18 protein-coding genes, 4 tRNA genes and 1 riboswitch are annotated in these 20,834 nt (G+C 27.9%); of the genes, 3 read left to right on the top strand and 19 right to left on the bottom strand.

Features of this window, described 5'->3' with window-relative positions; all coding sequences use genetic code 11:
• Positions 1-302: 302 nt before the first annotated feature.
• The 9 genes from QP548_RS13345 to QP548_RS13305 form a co-directional block, all read right to left on the bottom strand.
• Positions 303-2,519 (bottom strand): heavy metal translocating P-type ATPase, encoded by a 2,217-nt coding sequence (locus tag QP548_RS13345; RefSeq protein ID WP_061429184.1) that lies wholly within the window; start codon positions 2,517-2,519, stop codon positions 303-305.
• A gap of 15 nt (positions 2,520-2,534) precedes the next feature.
• Positions 2,535-2,894: an ArsR/SmtB family transcription factor gene (locus QP548_RS13340; RefSeq protein WP_061429185.1), complete on the bottom strand. Its 360-nt coding sequence runs from the start codon at positions 2,892-2,894 to the stop codon at positions 2,535-2,537.
• 134 nt (positions 2,895-3,028) lie between these two features.
• Complete coding sequence (locus QP548_RS13335; protein ID WP_061429186.1) at positions 3,029-3,649, bottom strand: TrkA C-terminal domain-containing protein; 621 nt, start codon at positions 3,647-3,649, stop codon at positions 3,029-3,031.
• Positions 3,650-3,736: 87 nt separating this feature from the next.
• A complete protein-coding gene (locus tag QP548_RS13330) occupies positions 3,737-4,315 on the bottom strand; it encodes a zinc dependent phospholipase C family protein (protein ID WP_061429187.1) in 579 nt (192 codons plus the stop codon).
• 388 nt (positions 4,316-4,703) lie between these two features.
• Entirely contained in the window at positions 4,704-5,270 is a 567-nt protein-coding gene (locus tag QP548_RS13325) for a DUF3867 domain-containing protein (RefSeq protein ID WP_061429188.1), read from the bottom strand.
• A gap of 228 nt (positions 5,271-5,498) precedes the next feature.
• The gene (locus QP548_RS13320; protein WP_061429189.1) at positions 5,499-6,569 is read right to left on the bottom strand and encodes a mannose-1-phosphate guanylyltransferase; all 1,071 of its coding nucleotides are present in this window, start codon (positions 6,567-6,569) and stop codon (positions 5,499-5,501) included.
• A 239-nt stretch (positions 6,570-6,808) separates the two neighbouring features.
• Positions 6,809-8,188 (bottom strand): glycoside hydrolase family 1 protein, encoded by a 1,380-nt coding sequence (locus QP548_RS13315; RefSeq protein WP_061429190.1) that lies wholly within the window; start codon positions 8,186-8,188, stop codon positions 6,809-6,811.
• Between the two features lie 698 nt (positions 8,189-8,886).
• Entirely contained in the window at positions 8,887-10,263 is a 1,377-nt protein-coding gene (locus QP548_RS13310) for an aldehyde dehydrogenase (protein WP_061429191.1), read from the bottom strand.
• 149 nt (positions 10,264-10,412) lie between these two features.
• The gene (locus QP548_RS13305) at positions 10,413-11,123 is read right to left on the bottom strand and encodes a DUF3298 and DUF4163 domain-containing protein (protein ID WP_061429192.1); all 711 of its coding nucleotides are present in this window, start codon (positions 11,121-11,123) and stop codon (positions 10,413-10,415) included.
• A 108-nt stretch (positions 11,124-11,231) separates the two neighbouring features.
• Between QP548_RS13305 and QP548_RS13300 the strand changes: the two genes are divergently transcribed.
• A complete protein-coding gene (locus QP548_RS13300; protein ID WP_061429193.1) occupies positions 11,232-12,173 on the top strand; it encodes an alpha/beta hydrolase in 942 nt (313 codons plus the stop codon).
• Positions 12,174-12,436: 263 nt separating this feature from the next.
• Here QP548_RS13300 and rluF read toward each other — a convergent pair whose 3' ends face one another.
• The 3 genes from rluF to QP548_RS13285 are packed head-to-tail and all read right to left on the bottom strand — an operon-like array spanning position 12,437 to position 15,103.
• Positions 12,437-13,342 carry a 23S rRNA pseudouridine(2604) synthase RluF gene (gene rluF, locus QP548_RS13295; protein ID WP_061429194.1) on the bottom strand — a complete coding sequence of 302 codons (906 nt, stop codon included), beginning with the start codon at positions 13,340-13,342 and terminating at the stop codon, positions 12,437-12,439.
• A 21-nt stretch (positions 13,343-13,363) separates the two neighbouring features.
• Positions 13,364-14,377: an anti-sigma factor domain-containing protein gene (locus tag QP548_RS13290; RefSeq protein ID WP_061429195.1), complete on the bottom strand. Its 1,014-nt coding sequence runs from the start codon at positions 14,375-14,377 to the stop codon at positions 13,364-13,366.
• Between the two features lie 60 nt (positions 14,378-14,437).
• Positions 14,438-15,103 carry a class D sortase gene (locus QP548_RS13285; RefSeq protein ID WP_061429196.1) on the bottom strand — a complete coding sequence of 222 codons (666 nt, stop codon included), beginning with the start codon at positions 15,101-15,103 and terminating at the stop codon, positions 14,438-14,440.
• A 349-nt stretch (positions 15,104-15,452) separates the two neighbouring features.
• Between QP548_RS13285 and ispF the strand changes: the two genes are divergently transcribed.
• Positions 15,453-15,923 carry a 2-C-methyl-D-erythritol 2,4-cyclodiphosphate synthase gene (ispF, locus tag QP548_RS13280; RefSeq protein ID WP_003454443.1) on the top strand — a complete coding sequence of 157 codons (471 nt, stop codon included), beginning with the start codon at positions 15,453-15,455 and terminating at the stop codon, positions 15,921-15,923.
• Positions 15,924-16,377: 454 nt separating this feature from the next.
• Here ispF and QP548_RS13275 read toward each other — a convergent pair whose 3' ends face one another.
• The 7 genes from QP548_RS13275 to QP548_RS13245 all read right to left on the bottom strand — a co-directional run bounded on the left by QP548_RS13275 (position 16,378) and on the right by QP548_RS13245 (position 20,234).
• Positions 16,378-17,691 (bottom strand): Na+/H+ antiporter NhaC family protein, encoded by a 1,314-nt coding sequence (locus QP548_RS13275; protein ID WP_060671097.1) that lies wholly within the window; start codon positions 17,689-17,691, stop codon positions 16,378-16,380.
• Between the two features lie 99 nt (positions 17,692-17,790).
• Positions 17,791-17,954: riboswitch (SAM riboswitch) on the bottom strand.
• A 73-nt stretch (positions 17,955-18,027) separates the two neighbouring features.
• On the bottom strand, positions 18,028-18,870 hold the full coding sequence (locus tag QP548_RS13270) for a pyridoxamine kinase (RefSeq protein WP_061429197.1): 843 nt from the start codon (positions 18,868-18,870) through the stop codon (positions 18,028-18,030).
• A gap of 134 nt (positions 18,871-19,004) precedes the next feature.
• Positions 19,005-19,080, bottom strand: a tRNA-Lys gene (locus QP548_RS13265).
• A gap of 44 nt (positions 19,081-19,124) precedes the next feature.
• Positions 19,125-19,198: transfer RNA gene (locus QP548_RS13260), tRNA-Gly, on the bottom strand.
• 63 nt (positions 19,199-19,261) lie between these two features.
• A tRNA-Gln gene (locus QP548_RS13255) sits at positions 19,262-19,336 on the bottom strand.
• 3 nt (positions 19,337-19,339) lie between these two features.
• Positions 19,340-19,416: transfer RNA gene (locus QP548_RS13250), tRNA-Arg, on the bottom strand.
• Between the two features lie 125 nt (positions 19,417-19,541).
• On the bottom strand, positions 19,542-20,234 hold the full coding sequence (locus QP548_RS13245; protein ID WP_061429198.1) for a hypothetical protein: 693 nt from the start codon (positions 20,232-20,234) through the stop codon (positions 19,542-19,544).
• Between the two features lie 189 nt (positions 20,235-20,423).
• Between QP548_RS13245 and QP548_RS13240 the strand changes: the two genes are divergently transcribed.
• Positions 20,424-20,828: an HNH endonuclease signature motif containing protein gene (locus tag QP548_RS13240; protein ID WP_061429199.1), complete on the top strand. Its 405-nt coding sequence runs from the start codon at positions 20,424-20,426 to the stop codon at positions 20,826-20,828.
• The last annotated feature ends 6 nt before the right edge of the window (positions 20,829-20,834 follow it).

The following is a 20,834-nucleotide window of genomic DNA, read 5'->3' as shown; positions in this document are numbered from 1 at the left end:
AAAATATATGTATTAAAGTGTATTTTTTACATTTAATTGCATTTTTTATATTATTAATTAATATTATTAAATTTATGTGATTCTATTATAAACTATCTTTTTAATAAATTTCTACAAAAAAAATAAGGCTTGCGTGGCTAAAACCCTACGTGCACACAAGCCTATTTAAACATTTCATAATGTTTAATATAAAAGTTTAAGGGAATTATTTACAATCTATACCCTATGCCTGAAAGTATTCTTACCATATTAAGATAGCAAAAAAACTAGCTCTTGTCAACAACATTAGACAAATTTCACGCCTATAAATTTTTATTTTTTAATATCCTACTTGAATTTATTACTGCTATTAATGTTACACCTACATCTCCAAATACAGCTTCCCACATATTAGCCATTCCTAAAGCACCAAATATTAATATTATAATTTTAACGCCTAAAGCAAAAATTATATTTTGCCATACAATTTTATTTGTTTTCTTAGCTATTTTTATTGCTTTTATTATCTTACTTGGCTTATCATCCATTATTACCACATCTGCTGCTTCTATAGCTGCATCTGATCCAACTCCCCCCATAGCTATTCCTATGTCTGCTCTAGCTAATACAGGTGCATCGTTAATTCCATCTCCAACAAAAGCAACTTTTTTACCTTTGCTCTTGTCTTCAAAAATTTGCTCTAATTTTTCAACTTTATTTTGTGGTAATAAACTACAATATGCTTTATCTAAGCCTAATTCTTTGGCAACACTATCTCCAACCTTCTCATTATCTCCAGTTAGCATAATTGTTTGCTTAACTCCTATTTCTTTTAATCCACTTATAGCTTCTTTAGAATCTTCTTTTATTTCATCTGAAATAACTATATATCCTAGCTCACTATTTTCATTTGCTAAATAAACAACAGTGCCTATTTCATGAATTGGAGTAATTTTTATATTAAACATATCCATTAATTTTGAATTACCTGCTAAGAATGTTTCTCCATCAATGTCTACTTTTATTCCTTTTCCTGAAATTTCTTCATAATTTGAAATTAAGTCTTTGTTGATTTCTTCATTAAACTCACTTACTATAGATTTCGCAATTGGATGATTTGAGTAATATTCTGTATAAGCTCCTAACTTTAATAATTCTTCATTAGTTAACTTGCTTGTGCTCTCTGATTTTCTAACTTTAAATGTACCTTTTGTTAGTGTTCCCGTTTTATCAAAAACTATACTTTCCACATTATTTAGTGCCTCTAAATAGTTACTTCCTTTTATTAAAATACCATTTTTAGAAGCTAAACCAATTCCAGCAAAATATCCAAGTGGTATTGATACTACTAAAGCACAAGGACATGAAACAACTAAGAATATTAAAGCTCTTGAAATCCATGGTGAAAAACTTTCTCCACTTATTACTAAAGGTGGAATAATTGCAAGGGCTAATGCAGAGAATACAACTACTGGTGTATAATATCTTGCAAACTTAGTTATAAATTTCTCTGTTGGTGATTTTTTATTTCCTGCATTCTCAACTAAATCTAATATTTTAGAAACTGTAGATTCTCCAAAACTTTTTGTTACTTTTATTTTTAATAATCCACTTTTGTTTATTGATCCTGCTAATACATCGTCTTTTGCCTCAACTTCTTTTGGTAAAGATTCTCCTGTTAATGCAGATACATCAAGAGTTGCCTCTCCTGATAAAACTACTCCATCTAGAGGAACTTTTTCTCCTGCTCTTACCACTATTATTGATCCAACATTAACGCTTTCTGGAGCTACTCTTTTTTCCTCTCCATTTAGATCAATTAAATTTGCAAAGTCTGGTCTTATATTCATTAAATCAGATATTGATTTTCTTGATTTATTTACAGCATAATCTTGGAACATTTCTCCTACTTCATAGAAAAGCATTACTGCTACCCCTTCTGGGAATTCTCCTATAGCAAAAGCTCCAATTGTGGCTATAGCCATCAAAAAGTTTTCATCGAATACTTGTCCTCTTAAAATATTCTTAAATGCTCTTAAAAGAACTTCTCCACCTGCTATAATATAAGCTACACCAAAAATAATAAATTCATACATTTTATCTAAATTAACTATCATTCCTATTATAAATAAGGTTAAAGCTATTCCTAGTCTAAAAAGCTCCTTCTTTTCTATACCTGAGTTTCCTCCATGACTATGAGAATGTCCATGTTCATGAGAATGTGAATGGCTCTCTCCATTATTGTGTTTATGAGATTCACCTTCTCCACAACATCCATCATTACATGTATTAACTGAAGATTTCATTTTATTTTTGTCCTTTAGAACTTTCACATCTGGCTCTAAATCTAAAACTATTTTTTCAACTTTCTCTTCTAACTCTTCTTCTGAAACACCCTCTTTAGGAGTTATAAGCAAAAGTTTTGTTGAAAAATTAAGAACAGCTTCATCAACATCAGTAAGTTTATTAACTTTATCTTCAATTTTTCCAGCACAGTTTGCACAATTTAAGCCGTCTAAATAAAGTTTTATATCTTTCATGTCTAAATACCTCCTTTACTCTAAAACGTGATTTAAACCTTCATTAAATATGTGTTTAACATGATCATCAGCTAAAGAGTAATAAACTATCTTACCCTCTCTTCTAAATTTAACTAATCTAGCTTGTTTTAGAACTCTTAATTGATGAGATACTGCTGATTGACTTACTCCTAATAGTTCAGCCATATCACACACACACATTTCTCCTTCAAAAAGAGCACATAAAATTTTTATTCTTGTTGAATCTCCAAAAACTTTAAATATTTCTGCTAATTCATAAAGTACTTCTTCCTTTGGCAAATGTTCCTTTACCCTACTTAATATATCTTCATGGATATAAGAACAGTTACAACTTTCTATTTTATTATTATCCATATCTTTAACTCCTATTATTCAATTTTACATATGAGCATTTGTTCATATGTTCACTTTTATTATATGTCTATTCTACAAAAAATGCAACTAAAAAAGGCTATATCAAAAAATTTTATTGATACAACCTTTTCCCATTATTTATTTAAAAATATTTCTATTTTTTTCAATATGTCTTCTTCTCCTACTACAAGTAAATTATCATCTTTTTCAAATTTTAAATATGGTCCTGGAGATATTATAAGCTCTCCTTTTCTTCTTATGGCAACAATAGTAGCTTGTGTATTTTGCCAAAACTTCGACTCTGAAACACTCTTACCTATAAGAGTACAATCCTTTGGTAATTCTATTTCTATAGGTGTTAAAGGATTTGTATATCTAAGTCTGTTAGAGTAATCCACTATTTTATCTATCATTTCACCTATATTTTTTTCTATAGCCTTTTTTTCTTCCATTAAGGATTCTATATCATGTTTTAAAGATGTTACACTTTCAATTGAATGAAACCTATTTATGAAATTATAAGCATTATCTTTTGAAATAATTGTTACTCCGCTACCCTTGCTTGATGATACTACTTTCATGTCTTCTAATAATTTAACAGCTTTTCTAACTGTTTCTGGTGATACATTGTAACTACTTGCTAAAGTTGACCTACCATGTATCTTTTGTCCTACCTTTATGTCATTATTATATATCCTACCTGCAATATCTAAAGCAATTTGCTTATATATAGGTTCATTTACCTTACTCTCCATCTCATTTCCTTTCTATTATAAAAATTACTTTAATCAATATATATAATTGATTTTAACATATTTTATCATCTAAAGGAAATATTTGTATTAAGCTATAGCTTCAGAATAGACTGCCTTTGTATTTCTAGTTATGCAATCACTTATATATTTAACTATACTTCTACATGCAAAGTATGCATATTGCATATCATTCTCATAACTTTCTCTTTTTCTATATAACTTATGAGCTTCTTCTAAGAAAAACTTCACAGACATATTACCCCATATTTTAAAATAATCCTGTGATGGAGTATATGTTTTAGCAAAACTAGCTAACTCTTTTTCGTATTTAACATGTTTATTCATACTATGCTTAAATTCCCATCTTTCACTATGAGGAATACAGAAAAAATCACATATAAAGTGACATATAACTCCTAACTCCTGACTAAATCTACTAACTGAAAATTTCTTTTTAAAATCATACATACTAAGTGATGCTAATTTTTTTATCTTATTAACTATCATATCAAAAGATTCATCTAAATAATGCTTCTTTAATTTATATTTTGAAACCATATCAGGTTTTACATTTCCATATATAAAGTTTTTATCACTTATTTTAAAATCTACGTCAACATCTCTCAATATATTTTGTGCAATAAGAATATGAGTGTTCATTAACATAATTTATTACCTCTAATCTCTTTAAAAAAGTTTCTTATTAATATGATATTTCATATCAATTAAAAGTATATTACAAAAACCCCTTAAATTTATTAATTAATTATTAATAAACGGTTTATTTATTGTATGAAATGCTCCCTTATCTACAGTTTTAACCCAATTCACCTATATAATTCTTAAAATTATTACATTTTAAAGATAATTATTATTTATATTCCAATCTTGCTTTTTATCTCGTAATGCTTAAAAGAAGATTTCTTTTAATATTTGCTCTATTTAAAATGAATTTTAATTAAAAAAAAACACTATTTTTCTATAAAAAATAAAAGTGCCTAAAATTCAAAAGCTAGGAATGAAAAACTTCCATTCCTAGCTTATAAAATACAAATTAATAATTATATTGTCCTACATTTTCACAAATTCTTATATCTAAAAGATCATCTGAAAGAGTTTTTTTGTATGAACATAAGAATTCATTTAATTCACTGTCCTGAAGATCTATATTTTTAGGACTAGTTATAAGAACTTTATTATTTTCTAAAATTAACTCAATATCATTTTTTTCGTTTTTAATAAAATATGTAGTAACAGTAGATGTTTTTACTTTTCCCTTATACTTCTCTTGAAAACTCAAAGTTTTTCTTAAATTTTCATAATCCCCACCTTGAATTCCTAAGTTGCTCATATCTATGCCTAAATTTTTCATTTGCCCTTCAATATCACCCATATCAAAGCCATATCTCTTAAGCATTTCTGTTTGAATATTTAAAAACTTTTCTTGAGAAATATTATTTTCATTCATATATTTAGTTATCTCTCTAGAAAGATCCATCATACTCATTTTTCCTTGAGCTACTGAATAATATAAATCATAAATATATGACTCAAATTTATCTATATCTTTATCTCTTGCTTTATTTTTTAACTCATTAAAATCTACAATTCTATCACTCATAAAACAATACCTCCGTAAAGTTCAAACTTATATTATTACTATAATAACATAAAAATATCTTTATAACATATTTTAAGGATTAAAATTAGTTATATTTTAATTAAATTTAAGTTTCAAATAATTTTATGTCTTCTTAACTAAATTGTAGATATTAAAATTAACTAAAAAGTCCTATATCATACACCTAAAGTATATGATATAGGACTTTTTTTACATAAGCTTATAAACTTATAGATATTCTTTAAATTCCTTCTTACCACTAATAGAATTTAATAGATGCTTAATCTCTTGGTCCCTACCCTTATCCATGACCAAAATAACATCTCCTGCATCAACTAATACTAGATCTTTTATTCCAAATCCTATTATTAATTTTTCCTTTCCAAAAACGGAACAATTCTCACATTCCTCTAAAAAAACATTATCTGAAGTTCTATTATTTCCATTAGGTCTTAAAAATCTACTTAGAGCTGAGAAAGTACCTATATCATCCCAAGAAAAATCACATTTTACAACAAAGGATCTTCTTGTTTTTTGCATTACTCCAAAATCTATAGATATTCCATCAATTAAAGAATACTGCTCTTTTATTACTTCTTCCTCATCCTCTTCTCCAATGTGTTGATATATCTCCATTAAACATTTATACATCTTAGGAATATATTTTTCAATTTCTCTTAATATAACATCAGCTCTAAATATAAACATTCCACTATTCCATAAATAAGTCCCCTTTAATAAGAAGTCCTTTGCTACTTCTAAATTAGGTTTCTCTGTAAACCTTGCTATCTTGAAGGTAGGAATGTGTCCATTGACTCTATCGCCCATTTCTATATAGCCATAACCTGTCTCTGGTCTAGTTGGCTCTATTCCTATGGTAACAATAGCTCTCTTCTTATCCGCAATCTCTACGGCTTGTTCCAGAGTTTGAAGATAACTTTTATCTCCTTCTATATAATGGTCTGAAGGCAATACAATCATAACTGCATCCTTATCTTTCTTTAAAAGCTTAGCTGCTGAAAGACCTATACAGGTTGCAGTTTCTTTATTAGCAGGTTCAGTAAAGATATTTTCTTCTCTTATGTCTTTAAGTTCATCTCTTATTTTGTCTTCATATTCCTGGTTTGTCACTACATAAATATTATCTTTATGGATTATAGGTCTAATTCTATCCACAGTATTACTTAAAAAACTCTTCCCATTATTGTGTATGCTAAGAAATTGTTTAGGGTTTGAACTTCTTGAAAGTGGATAAAGTCTAGTACCCTTTCCTCCTGCTAAAATTAATGAGTAAAGCATGTTGCCTTCAACTCCGTTAATTGTTATAGTGTATTTTATGTGAAAATATCCCATTATGTGAGTACTAAAAAAATTTAAGGCTTTAGTTTAAGTAAAAACACCATAACTAAAGCCTTTCCTCATTTATTCATATTAATTTATTTTATTTATAATTTTATAATAAAAAACTTTTTTTACATAATCATATTAACGCAAAAAATTTATTTTAGAATTAATCTAAGCTAAGTAACTTCAAAATTTTAAAAACCATTATTCTTAGAAACTTCTTTTATCCATCTTCCTGATTTTTTAATAGTTTTCTTTTGAGTTTCTAAATCTAATGATATAAATCCATATCTATTCTTATATGAATTTAACCATGACCAACAATCTATTGGAGTCCATAAATGATATCCCACACAATTTGAACCCTCTTCAATAGCCTTATGAAGCCATTCTAAATGCTCTATTATAAATTCAATTCTATAATCATCTTCAATTATACCTTCAGCATTTTTGAATTTTTCTTCTCCTTCAACACCCATTCCATTTTCTGAAATGAACCATTTTATGTTGCCATAGTTCTCTTGAACATTTTTAGCTATATCATAAATTGCCTTAGGGTATATTTCCCATCCTCTATGGGGATTCATTCTCTTTCCTGGCATATCATAATTATCAAAATATTTTTCTGGAGCCCATGTTTCTCCACTATATTCCTCTTCCCTAGCTTTAACTCTTCTTGGTTGATAGTAGTTTACCCCTAAGAAATCCACAGTATTATTTTTTATAACCTGTAATTCTTCCTTAGTTGAATCCCACATTACTCCATCTTTTTCCAAAACCTCAACTAAGTTCTTAGGAAATTCTCCTTTAGTTGCTGGATCTAAGAATAACTCATTGAAGAAAGCATTGGCAATTTCAGCCGCTCTTAAATCTTCTTTTGATTCACTTCTTGGATATGCTGGGGTTAAGTTAACTATTATTCCTATTTCTCCATCTTGTCCTAATTTTCTATACTCTTCTATAGCTCTAGCAGAAGCTAATGCTATATTATAGGCAGCTTGAAGCCCTCTTTTTCCATCAACTATACAAGGATAATGCCATTTATATAAAAACTGTCCTTCAATAATAACTATAGGTTCATTAAATGTAGCCCACTTCTTAACCCTATCACCAAATAAACTAAAGGCAGTCTTAGCAAATTTCGCAAATAATTCTACAACATGCTTTGATTCCCATCCACCATATTTATCATATAATTCAACAGGAAGATCAAAGTGATGTAAATTCATGATTATATCTATTCCATTTGCTAAACATTCATCTATTACACCATTATAAAATCTTACTCCATCTTCATCTGGCTCACCAGTTTCAAAATCTTTAATTAGCCTTGTCCATTGAATTGAAGTTCTAAATGAATTTAATCCAATTTCTTTTAGCATTGCTAAATCTTCTTTGTAACTATTATAAAAATTTGATGCTATATTTGGTCCTATACCATTGTGAAATAACTCTGGATTTATATCGAACCAGTGATCAAATACATTATCATGTTTTTTATTAAATCTACCTTCTGACTGAGGTCCTGAAGTTGCGGCTCCCCACCAAAAGTTTTCTGGGAAAGTATATTTCATGTGAAAACCCCCTATACCTTTGTAAACTTTTTCTCTACTTAATTGTATATTTTAAAGAAACTTTTTTCTAGGGTTCTTATATGGCTTAATTCCAAAAAAAGTGGTTAATTTCAAGAAAAAAAGATCTAAGTATAACTTAGACCTTTTTTTTAGCAAACCAATATTGTAAATATAACTGTATAAATTTTAATTTAAACTCATAACGTCCCCTTTAAATGACCATACTTAATAAATTCTCTCAAAATTCAATAATAAAAATAATTTCTCAATATAAATACCCTAATATCTATTCATAAGTTGAAAGATATTCTAGCTTCTTCCCCATCGAAGCTTATAAAATTCATGTAATAACAAATTCTTATTCTTAAGTTTAAAATAAAATTTACTCATATTTTCAATAGTAATTGTACTAGAAGGCTCCCCCAAACCTTAAAGCTTAAAAACTTAATCTTAAATATGCTTATCATACCATTATTGGCTTGTCAGAAGTTCATCTATAAATAACAGGCATTAGTACATAGACGTAACTTTCAAAGATTGTATTCCTAATTTAGTTATATGTTTTTAGCATAAATTGAACACTTTATTTTAAATACTTTTTATCCGCTCATTGAAAACATATACAATCTTTAAGTATATTATACATAACTTTTTTAATCATTTCCATACAAATCCACTCATATTCATTCATTTTTTATTTATTTCATGATTTTTTTAACAATTGTTAACTTATTTTGGAAAGGAGCATACCTAATCTTTAAGTCTAAGAATGTTTTTCTATTCATAATGCCCTTCTTATTGGAAAATAAGTCAAAACTATACTTACCATGATATTCTCCCATACCACTATTTCCAACTCCACCAAAAGGTAGATATGAGGATGATACATGAACTAAGGTATCATTTATTGTTACTCCTCCTGATGATGTACTATTAAGAACTTTTTCAATTTTATTTTTATCCTCTGAAAAATAATATATTGCTAAAGGCTTGTCCTTACTATTTACTAATCTTATTACTTCATCTAAATTTTCAAAAGGTAAAATTGGAAATATAGGTCCAAAAATTTCTCTTTCCATAACAGGATCATTCCAAGTCACATTTTTTAATATAGTTGGTTCTATTTGAAAAGTTTTTCTATTATAATTCCCTCCAAAAACTAATTTTTCTTTATCTATATATGAAAGTACTCTATTAAATTCTCTTTCATTTACCATTTTAGAATAATCTTCAGATTCTAAAGGATTATCTCCAAATTGATTTTTTATTTCTTCCTCTAATTTTTTTATAAATTCTTCTTCAATATCCTTATGAACATATAAATAGTCTGGCGCAACACAAGTTTGTCCTGAATTCAATAATTTTCCCCAAACTATTCTTCTAGCTGCTAATTCTAACTTACAATCTTTATCAATAATACAAGGACTTTTTCCTCCAAGTTCTAAAGTTACAGGGGTTAAATATTGAGAAGCTGCCTTCATTACTATTTTTCCTACAGTAGCACTTCCAGTAAAGAAAATATAATCAAATTTTTCTTTTAAAAGTTCTTCTACAACTTCTTTTCCTCTTTCTGGATTAACATGAAGAACATACTTTTCATCAAATACTTTTTCTAATATTTCTTTAAGAATTTTAGATGTCTCTGGTGCTGATTCAGAGGGCTTTATAACTGCTGTGTTCCCAGCTGCTATTGCTCCAATTAAAGGATCCATTGTAAGCATAAAAGGATAATTAAAAGGGCCTATTATTAAAACAACTCCATAAGGTTCTAACTGTATAAAACTTTTTGCAGGGAATTGTACTAATGGAGTTTTTACTCTTCTTTTTTTGCTCCATTTTTTTATATTTTTAATGTGCATATTTATTTCATCATATACCATTGCTACTTCTGTAACATAGGATTCAAAGCTAGATTTCATTAAGTCTTTTTTTAAGGCTTCAAAAACTTTCTCTTCCTCACTTTTTAAAACGTCTCTTAACTTTTTTAGTTTCTCTATTCTAAAATTTATATCCTTAGTTTCACCTGTACTAAAATATTCCCTCTGTTTATTTATTTTTTCTCTTAAGGTTTCCATAGAATTTCCCCTCCCCATTGTTCCAATTCCTTTTTTAATTTATTATAGACCTATTTTATTTAATAATAAAAGATATCCTTTTAAAATTAATCACAAAAAGCGTGTATCAAAATTTAATAATAAATATACTTTGATACACGCTCTTAATATTAATTTCCTAATTTATAAATTAACCCTTCCTTTAATTCTCCATAAGGAATTTTAAATTCTCTAATACCTGAAGAGTATGGAGCAATTTCATATTGTTGAAAATATACTATAATTCCATCTCTATTTAAATAGTAAGCTTGATTTTCATTAACTCCCTTAAACAAAGCTCCATTATCAAAATAAAGCTCCTTCTCTTTTTCAATATCTTCTTTTACCTTTTTATCAATTATACTTTTATAATCAAATCCCTCTTTAAATAAATCTTTTAGTTTAAGCTCATTTCCTGTTTTAAGATTATAATTATAACTTACTTTAGTTGTTAACCCATGAGCTCCACCAGTATATTGATAATATGTAACTGGCAAACTAATTACTTCATCTGTATTAAATGCTTCAAAAAGACTATATGCCTCCATTTTAGGCATTTCTTTTCCTGCCTTTTCATATTCTTTGCTGTACTCTTCTCCTAATAACTTAATGTCATTTATCCAATCTAAAGTATAATCCTCTATAGTTTTATTTATTTTATCTGTAACCTCTTTTTCTCCACCTTGAATTGATGGATATTTAACTTTAATTTCATACTTTTCAGTATTTTCTTCTATAGATTTTTCTATAACTTCTATTTTATTTATTTCTTCTCCTAAAACTACAGTAGAAAAAATAAGAAGCAATGACATAAGGCATAAAAAAATTTTTTTAAATTTCATAAAATAAACCTCCACTTTATATTTGGCTAATTTTATTTTTCTCTTAAGTGTTATAATTATGTATAATGTATAAATAAAATCTATTAAAAGCTGATTGGAGTGATATAAGTGACCTATATTATTATATTGATAATTATTGCTATTATAGTTATTGTCTTTTTTTTAGCAACAGGTCTATATATATTTAAATCTACTGTAACTAGAGAACTTCACGATATAGAGAAAAGTTATACTAGATATGTAGAAAATAATCTTTTTGACGAAGCCTTATATAATTCTGCTTCTAAGGAAGATATTACTTTAAAATCCTTTGATGGTCTTAATTTAACCTCAACACTTATAATGAATGAAAATCCTACAAATAAATTTATAGTATTAGTCCATGGGGTTTCTATTTGTTATGTTGGTTCTTTAAAATATTTTGATATATTCTATAAAAATGGCTTTAATATTCTTATAGTGAATCAAAGAAGACATGGAAAAAGCGAAGGAAAATATTCCACATATGGTTTTTACGAAAAATATGATGTAAACATGTGGATAGAATACTTAAAATCTAGATTTGGTAATGATATAATTTTAGGTCTTCATGGTGAATCAATGGGGGCAGGAACGGTTATGGAGACTATTCCTCTAAATGATTCCATAAAATTTGTAATTGAAGATTGTGGTTACTCTAACTTTCACGAACTTATAGGATTTCAAATAACACATGCATATAAAAATAGACTTGTTAGAAAAATTCTTCGTCCAAGCCTTATATTTGCAAACTTCTTTATGAAAACTAAAGCTAAGTTTTCTATGAAAAAAATAGTACCTATAGATATAGTATCTTCAACCTCATTACCAATGATGTTTGTACATGGAAAAGAAGATTATTTTGTCCCATGGTATATGGCAGTAGATTTATACAAAGCTAAAACTAAAGGCTATAAAGAACTTTACCTAGTTGAAGGTGCCAAACATGCTGAAGCCTTAGAAGTTAATAAAATTCTATACGAAAAAAAGATAATGACCTTTATCGAAAAATCATTATCTTTATATAAGTAAAGTAAAAGTTTAAATGCTATATCAAGACATGTTTTAATAAAACTTACAAACAGTATGAAGATAATATCTAGATGAGCTTTAGAATTTAAATCATTACGGAGAAGATATTACGTTAAAAAGCTGAGACTGTTCGAAGCGTAGCAAGTTTCGAAGCTTTAGTAATATCTTTGGAGTAATGATTATAAATTCTTAGCGAAATCTAGTAATTCTCGGAATATGTTTGTAAGTTTTATTATTAACTTTTGATATATATCACTTAATTATTAAATTGAGGCCTCTTCAGTCTTTGAAGAGTTTTCTGTTAACCTGTTTATTTCAGCTAATTCTTTCTTAGTTAAGTATCTCCAAGATCCTATTTTTAGGTTTCCTAGGCTAACATTCATTATTCTTATTCTTTCTAATTTTTTGACCTCATATCCAAAATACTCACACATTCTTCTTATCTGTCTATTTAACCCTTGAGTTAATATTATTCTAAATGAGTTTTTGCTTTCTTTCTTAACTAAGCATTTCTTAGTAACTGTTCCTAGTATAGGCACTCCATTGCTCATTCCTTTTATAAACTCATCAGTTATAGTCTTATTTACAGTTACAATATATTCTTTTTCATGATTATTCCCAGCTCTCAATATCTTATTAACTATATCACCATCATTAGTCATAAATATTAATCCCTGAGAATCCTTATCTAGTCTTCCTATTGGGAAAATTCTTTTTTCATGATTTATAAAGTCAACTATATTTCCTTTTATCTTACTCTCAGTAGTACAAGTTATTCCAACAGGCTTATTTAAAGCTATATAAACTAGTTCATTTTCAACCTTTAGAGGTTTTCCATCAATAGATACACTTTGCCCCTTAGAAACCTTCATACCAGTTGTAGCCTTTACCCCATCTATCTTAACTCTTCCTTGTTCTATAAGCTTATCAGCCTCTCTTCTTGAGCAAAATCCTGTTTCACTTATATATTTATTTAATCTAACTTCATCTCTTATCTCATTTTTATTTGATACTATAATAGTATTTTTTGCTGAAGCTTTTTTAGCTACTTTTTGTTTATTATTTTTATTATTTTTATTAGTTTTATTTAAATTTTTATCTTCACTCTTAAACTTTTTATTAGATAAACTCTTGTCTCTTCTATTGTTATTTTTTGATGCTTTTCTCACTATAAATAATCCTTTCCTTAATTAATTTTTCTTCTCATAGCCTGAATTATTTATTTTTATTCTAAAATTATTCTTTGCATTATCATCCTTATTTACACTCTCAACATATTCTGTAACCTTATTTAAATCTACAGTGTCGACCATTTTTCCAGTTATATAAACATCCACAATTCTATTAGGAGGAAGCATATCCTCTTCTTCAAAACCTTTTAAAATTGAGATCATACCATCTTCAAATTTTTTGTTTTCTAATTTTAGTTCTGTTATTAATATAGTTCCCTTTTCTGTTGGAGAATAACTATAAACTATTCTATCAAACCTATTTAATCCAATTTTAACCTTTGATGTTCCTTGAATTAATATGGTAGTTTCCTGTTGTTTATAAAGAAAAGTGACACTTCCTATAAGAACAAATGCAATTAAAGCCACGCTAACTATTAAGGTCCTATAATGCCTTAAAGTTTTCTTCTCTTTTCCTGATAATTCTTCTCCAACTTTATTTTCACATCTTGTTTTTATTCTTATAAATTGTCCTTCTTTAGTTAATATTATGGTACTCTTTTTACCTTCTAACATAACTAAACCTTTATGAACAATTTCTTCCCCTTTTGTACCCTTTATAACAGCTAAGTTTTCTAAGTCCTTAAAATTTATATTTAAATACATAGCTAAATTTGTATAATCTGCATTATATAATAAAATTAAATAAGCTATTAAATAATTTGACCAACTTATAATCTTTTCATTACTAAATCCTGTTTTTTTAGCTATAACCTTTGTTTTTAACTCTCTTCTATTTATTATCTTTCTTAATAATACTTCTTCATCCACTAGGAAATAGGCTATATTAAGAATTAGATTTCTTTCCTCAAGATTAAACTCTTCACTTGAAAGACTTTTTAAATCAACTTTAAATTTTCTAAGCTCTTTTATGAAAGTACTTATTTCTTTTTTCAATATGTTTTTATCTAGATTTTTCTTTATATTTCTAGTAGAAAACATATATTTATCTTTTCTAAAAGTTACTTCACTCACTCAAGCGACACTCCTTTATGTATATTTTATAAAAAATAAGACTAAGGCAAAAACCCAGTCTTATTCCACTAACTTTCCTTTTACTATAACCCTATTTTTAGCGTCAGTTGTACATGTAACTATAGTTATAGTGGCATCTTTTGTTGGATTTAAAGCCTCAGTTTCATTTGGAGTAACCTCATACATATCAGTTACTTCATAAGTGTACTCTTTTCCATTGTAAGTAACTTTGACTTTATCCCCTTTTTCAAGCTTATCAATATCCTTAAAAGCTTGTCCAAAATATGATATTCTATGTCCTGCTATGGAGAAATTACCTTTTTCCCCTGGCATTGGTGAACCAGGGAAATGACCTACTACATACTTTATATCTTCATACCTAACGCCTTCTATTATACCTATTTCTAAGTTTATCTTTGGAATATTTAAAATACCAATTCCTTTTCCCTCTTCAAGTTGTGCTTTTTCTGGCTTTTTGTCTTTTTCAGATTCAACCTTATCAGCTTTATTCTTTTCATCGCTATTTTCCTTAGTATTTTCTTCTTCTAACGCTTCCGTATCTTTCTTTTCACCCTCTGGAACATCAAACTGTAAATTTCTAAAGCTATCTAAAACAGCTTGCTGCTGTCTATAAGTATCATATTTCATCCAAATAGTTACTCCAATAAGTGATACTCCTGCCACTATTAAAAGAATACCTAATACATTTCTAATTTTTCCCCACAATTCTCAATTCACCCTTTCTATTTAAATCCCTTTTACATAAAGCTTCTAATAATATTCATATAGACTAAAGTTATTTCTAATCAACTATTATAAGCTATTCTCTTTAATTAAATCTCAATTTATTATACCATAGCCCCCATGATATCTATATAAAATTTTATATTATAAATACATCTTTTACATAATTAAAACATATAAAGATTTTAATCTTATAAAGCTATATTTTTGTTACAATTAAGTTTAATTTTCTTTAATAGCTATTGATGCTTTGATAACATAACAGAATTATATATAATTAAACCATAAAAATAAATTTTCATTGAAAAAATAAATCTAAGAGGTGATAAAAATGAGAATAGGAATGGGATATGATGTTCATAAATTAGTTGAAAATAGAGATTTAATATTAGGTGGAGTAAAAATTCCTTATGAAAAAGGACTTTTAGGCCATTCAGATGCTGATGTATTATTACACGCAATAATGGATTCACTTTTAGGAGCAGCGGCTTTAGGAGATATAGGAAAGCATTTTCCGGATACAGACCCTAAATATAAGGGTGCTGATAGCATAAAACTTCTAGAATTTGTAGGTGAACTTTTAAATAAAAATAACTACAAAATATCAAATATAGATGCAACTATAATAGCTCAAAGACCAAAAATGGCTCCTCATATACCTACTATGAGAGAAAATATAGCTAAAGCATTAAATATAGACTTAGATCAAATAAATGTTAAAGCAACTACTGAGGAAGGACTTGGTTTTACTGGTTCTGGAGAAGGAATCTCATCTCAAAGTATTTGTCTTTTAATAAAGTAAAAAGGAGCTGTATCAAAATATAATAATAAAACTTACAAACATATTCCGAGAATTACTAGATTTTAAGTGAAAGTCCAAATTTTAATTTGGAAGCTTGAACTTATCCAATGGAACTTTAGTTACATTGAAGTCATTTGAATAATAATTACTTCGAAAATATCACTAAAGCTTCGAAACTTAAGTGAAAGTCCAAATTTTGAATTTGGAGTCTTGAACTTATGCAATCGAACTTTGTGAGATTGTATTCCTAAGGAATTAACAGTCTCAGCTTTTTAAAGTGATATTTTCTACGTAATAATTTAAATTCTAAAGCTCATCTAGATATTCTCTTCATACTGTTTGTAAGTTTTATTAATAAGTTATTTTGATACACGCCCTTTTTTACTTTATACTAAAATTTATTAAACCACTTTTATATAAATCCCCTTTTTAATGCTTATTGCTTTTTAATATTTTATTCAACTGCTACAGCATTTAACTCCCCACTTTTTTCAGCACTTTCTTTCTTTTGGAAAAATGCTATGAATGCTATTGCACTTATACCCATTAAATATGGATAGAATAAAAATTTCATTATTTCAAATGAACTTAATCCAGTTAAAGCCGCCGCTGACATTAATTGTGCTCCATATGGAATTATTCCCTGAACTGCACAAGAGAACATATCTAATATTCCTGCAATTCTTTTTGAATCTAAGTTATATTCATCTGAAATATCCTTTGCTAAAGGTCCAACTGTAACTATAGCAATAGTGTTATTTGCAGTACATGCATCAACTAAACTTACTAATAATCCAATACCAAATTCAGCCCCTTTTTTGCCATTGATTCTCTTAGTAACTAAGTTTAATACATAATCTATACCACCATTTTCTTTTATTATTTCAACAATTCCCCCAATTATTATTGAAATTAATATAAGTTCACTCATTCCCCCTATACCAGTTGATATTGAAGTAAAGAAAGTCTTTAAATCTAAAGATCCTGTGAAGAATCCAATTGCTCCAGCTAATACTATTCCACCTGATAATATAGCAATTACATTAGCCCCCATTAATGCAGCTATTAAAATACCTAAGTAAGGAATAATCTTAATAAAATTATAATCATATTGACCTACTGATGTATTAGCCCCACTTCCTAAGAATGTATATATTACAATTACTAAGATAGCAGCTGGTAATATAACCTTAAAATTTATTTTAAACTTATCCTTCATTTCACACCCTTGAGTTTTTGTTGCTGCTATTGTTGTATCAGAAATCATTGATAGATTGTCCCCAAACATAGCTCCACCTACTACTGCCCCAACTATAAGTGGTAATGCTATATTAGTCTTATCTGCAATCCCCATTGCTATTGGAACTATAGCAGCTATTGTTCCCATTGATGTTCCTAAAGATATAGCTATAAATGATGATATTATAAATATTCCTGCTACTAATATATTTTTAGGTAATATTGTTAGCCCTAAATTTACTGTAGATTCTACAGCTCCCATATTTTTAGCAACCTCTGCGAAGGCACCAGCTAATATAAATATTAAACACATTAAAATTATATTACTATTACCAGCCCCCTTACAAAATATCTCTATGTTCTTTTCAAGTCCTCTTTTTCTATTTGTAAATATTCCAAATAAAACTGCAATTATTCCTGGAACTAAAACAGATACAGAGTAGAAATCTTTCATTACTAATGAAGTTCCCAAATAAATCGATACAAAAATTATTAATGGTAATAATGCTGAAAACTTTCCTTTTTTCATTTTCTCTCCTCCTAATCCATTTAATAAATCTATCCTTTATCCTACAAAATAAAAAAACTCCTATCCTAGGATAGAAGTTATTATTCTTACAGACTCTCTTTCTTATCTCTCAGTTTCTACCGCAGGATTTAGCACCGCTATAAATCTTTGCATAGGAAATTACTACTGATTTTTTTATTTTAAAATCAGCATTGTTTTAACCGCAAAGAATTACCGGTTGCTGGGTTTCACAGGGCCAGTCCCTCCACCTCTCTTGATAAGATTTATTAAATTTTGTTTTTTTAATAGTATCATTCTAAAATTACTTTGTCAATTTATTTTTTTGACTTTAATAATTTATTTACTTATTAATTTATATAACAAACTTTCAAGTAATATTCCTTCATTTGGAGGATAATCAAATTTTTCGCTATATTCTATAGCCTCTGCAATAAAATTGCATGACTTCTCCAATGCTTTTTCAGTACTTTCACCTCTTAATATCCATCCTATTAGCAATGAGGCAAAAGCATCACCTGTTCCACAATAAAAAGCATTTATTCTTTTATGAGAATAGGTATAAAACATTTTTTCTTCTCTATCATAGAGTACAGTATCAATATATTCATTTCCTCTTGAACTTGCTACACTTGTTATTATACTTATTTTAGGTCCTAAATTCCCTAGACCTACTAAATATTCTTTTATTTCATCTTCATTTAGAGATTCTTTATATTCTTTCCCTAAAAGAAAAGAAGCTTCTGTAATATTTGGAGTGATTATATCTGCACTTTTTATTAAAGTTCTCATTTCTTCAATCATTTTTTCACTCATACCATCATAAAGCTTACCATTATCAGCCATAACAGGATCTATAACTATTAGAGTATCATCTTCCTTAAAATCTTCTATAAATCTTTCAACAAATTTAACTTGATTAGGATCAGCTAAATATCCACTATATATGCATTGAAAATTTAAGTTAAGTCTTTTCCAATGTTCTTTAGTTTCATATATGAAATCACTTAAATCTCTAATTGCAGGTTTTCCAAATCCATCTGTATGTGTTGACAATACTGCTGTTGGAAGTGGACACACTTGATTTCCCATTGAAGATAATATAGGGATTATTGTTGCTAATGCTGCTCTCCCATAGCATGAAATATCATGAATAGCAGCGATTTTATTCATAGGTTTCATTTCTATCTCCCTTCAAAAATCTGCTCTTAAATAAAATTCTTATTACCTAGTATTATATTAATTAAAATTTCTTATATCAAATGTATCGATATTTTTATATAAAATAAAAAAAGCATCGCTTATAAAACGATGCTTGGTGCACCATCAGGGATTCGAACCCTGGACTCCCTGATTAAGAGTCAGGTGCTCTACCAACTGAGCTAATGGTGCATATTGTATTTTTTTAAATAATTTTACAGTAAAACTTTAAAAAATGGAGCGGGTACCGGGAATCGAACCCGGGTATCCAGCTTGGAAGGCTGGTGTTCTACCATTGAACTACACCCGCTTAGTATGTTTATATATTAACATACTGTTAATATGTTGTCAAGTTTTTAAACCAAGTAAAAAATGGCTGGGATAGCAGGATTCGAACCTGCGAATGACGGAGTCAAAGTCCGTTGCCTTACCGCTTGGCGATATCCCAGTATGGTGTACCTTAAGGGATTCGAACCCCTGACCCACGGCTTAGAAGGCCGTTGCTCTATCCAGCTGAGCTAAAGATACAAACTTGAATCAACAAAAATTATTATACATAGTTATTAAAAAAATGTCAACATTTTTTTCAATTTATTTTATATTTTTATTAATACTAAGCGATTTCAATTTTAAAATATCAAGAAAATTTAATTTTATACAATATCTTCTAAGTGTTTAAATAAAACTTTTTTAAATTTTTCCTCATCTTCTTTATTCTTATGAGCATTTTCACAAACTTTAAACCATTCTTCTGTAGTCATTCCTATAGTTTTTTCATATGAATCCTCACTATCTGTTTGAAGATTAGTTTCTACTACAAACTTTCCTAGCTCTTCAGCACTTCCAAAAGCTCTTAAATATAAAAACTCATCATCATCTCCAAGCCAATTATTATTAAATCTACTACAGAATATTTTCATTTTTCTCATTCCATTATCAGCACTTAATCCTTTTAATTTTCTTAATGCTAAAATGTCATTTTTCATTTTTTCTTTTTCTTCTTCAGTTGATTTTCTATTTATCATAGAAATTATTTTTTCTACATCAATTGAAGGTATTTGAGTTATTAATTTCTTTTTTCCTTCAACCCATTTATAGTATGCTTCTGGCATAAATACATACTCTATAAACTCTATTAATCTGTTAAAGTTAGGTACCATAACCCAAACATTTTGAAATCCAACTTTTCTATTGAATATTACATAATGTAGATATTTCGTATCTTCAGTTATAGGTTCATCTTTAAACATTCTTCCTTTTAGGGTTTCATTTTTTGTTATTAATTCCCTCCAAAATTTCTCGGGATTTTCTTCTATCTTTGATCTTTTACGAAATAAGTTATGCATCTCAAAACCCCCTTATATCCTTTATATTTTAATTATATTGCTAACTTTTTTTAACATCAAAGTGTAAAAAATCCTAAATTCCTTTGTATACCTTCATCTTCATCTAAAAAGCTCCGTTATATTGATTAAACTGTTTTTTTATGCTATTTTATTACTATAAATGGGTATTAAAATGTTAAGGAGGATTATATGTCTTATTATTGTGAAATTTGTGGTGATTATGCAGATGTTCATCACATAGTTCATAGGTCAGAAGGCGGTTTAGATTTTAAACTTAATTACAAGTATTTGTGTAAAAAACATCATAGGTCTAAAATAGGTCCCCATAGAGACAAAATTGTAGATTTAAATTATAAACTTGAAATGCAAAATAAATTAAGAGAACTCTTTATAAAAAGTTTTTACACTGGTAATGACATAAAAATTATGTTAGGTCTTACCCCTGGTTCTTTAAAAAAATTAACTAAGAACTTAAAACTTTATAAAGAAGGATACTCTAGTGATGATCTAATATTTAATCTCATGGGAAGAAAAGTTTATTCAGAAGAATATATCGAAGATTTCATATTGCAAAAAGCAATAAGTTGTATATAAAAAGCT

Origin of the sequence: Clostridium sp. UMB9555A (genome assembly GCF_030222355.1) — a bacterium.
In the GTDB taxonomy this organism is placed as follows: domain Bacteria; phylum Bacillota; class Clostridia; order Clostridiales; family Clostridiaceae; genus Sarcina; species Sarcina perfringens.
Note: the sequence above shows the minus strand (reverse complement) of the source record. Positions and strands in the feature narration are given on the sequence as shown.

Bases quoted from the DNA above. Each gene is read 5' to 3' on its own strand.
- QP548_RS13345 (WP_061429184.1), bottom strand. From the start codon at position 2,519: ATGAAAGATATAAAACTTTATTTAGACGGCTTAAATTGTGCAAACTGT.
- QP548_RS13340 (WP_061429185.1), bottom strand. From the start codon at position 2,894: ATGGATAATAATAAAATAGAAAGTTGTAACTGTTCTTATATCCATGAA.
- QP548_RS13335 (WP_061429186.1), bottom strand. From the start codon at position 3,649: ATGGAGAGTAAGGTAAATGAACCTATATATAAGCAAATTGCTTTAGAT.
- QP548_RS13330 (WP_061429187.1), bottom strand. From the start codon at position 4,315: ATGTTAATGAACACTCATATTCTTATTGCACAAAATATATTGAGAGAT.
- QP548_RS13325 (WP_061429188.1), bottom strand. From the start codon at position 5,270: ATGAGTGATAGAATTGTAGATTTTAATGAGTTAAAAAATAAAGCAAGA.
- QP548_RS13320 (WP_061429189.1), bottom strand. From the start codon at position 6,569: ATGCTTTACTCATTAATTTTAGCAGGAGGAAAGGGTACTAGACTTTAT.
- QP548_RS13315 (WP_061429190.1), bottom strand. From the start codon at position 8,188: ATGAAATATACTTTCCCAGAAAACTTTTGGTGGGGAGCCGCAACTTCA.
- QP548_RS13310 (WP_061429191.1), bottom strand. From the start codon at position 10,263: ATGGAAACCTTAAGAGAAAAAATAAATAAACAGAGGGAATATTTTAGT.
- QP548_RS13305 (WP_061429192.1), bottom strand. From the start codon at position 11,123: ATGAAATTTAAAAAAATTTTTTTATGCCTTATGTCATTGCTTCTTATT.
- ispF (WP_003454443.1), top strand. From the start codon at position 15,453: ATGAGAATAGGAATGGGATATGATGTTCATAAATTAGTTGAAAATAGA.
- QP548_RS13275 (WP_060671097.1), bottom strand. From the start codon at position 17,691: ATGAAAAAAGGAAAGTTTTCAGCATTATTACCATTAATAATTTTTGTA.
- QP548_RS13270 (WP_061429197.1), bottom strand. From the start codon at position 18,870: ATGAAACCTATGAATAAAATCGCTGCTATTCATGATATTTCATGCTAT.
- QP548_RS13245 (WP_061429198.1), bottom strand. From the start codon at position 20,234: ATGCATAACTTATTTCGTAAAAGATCAAAGATAGAAGAAAATCCCGAG.
- QP548_RS13240 (WP_061429199.1), top strand. From the start codon at position 20,424: ATGTCTTATTATTGTGAAATTTGTGGTGATTATGCAGATGTTCATCAC.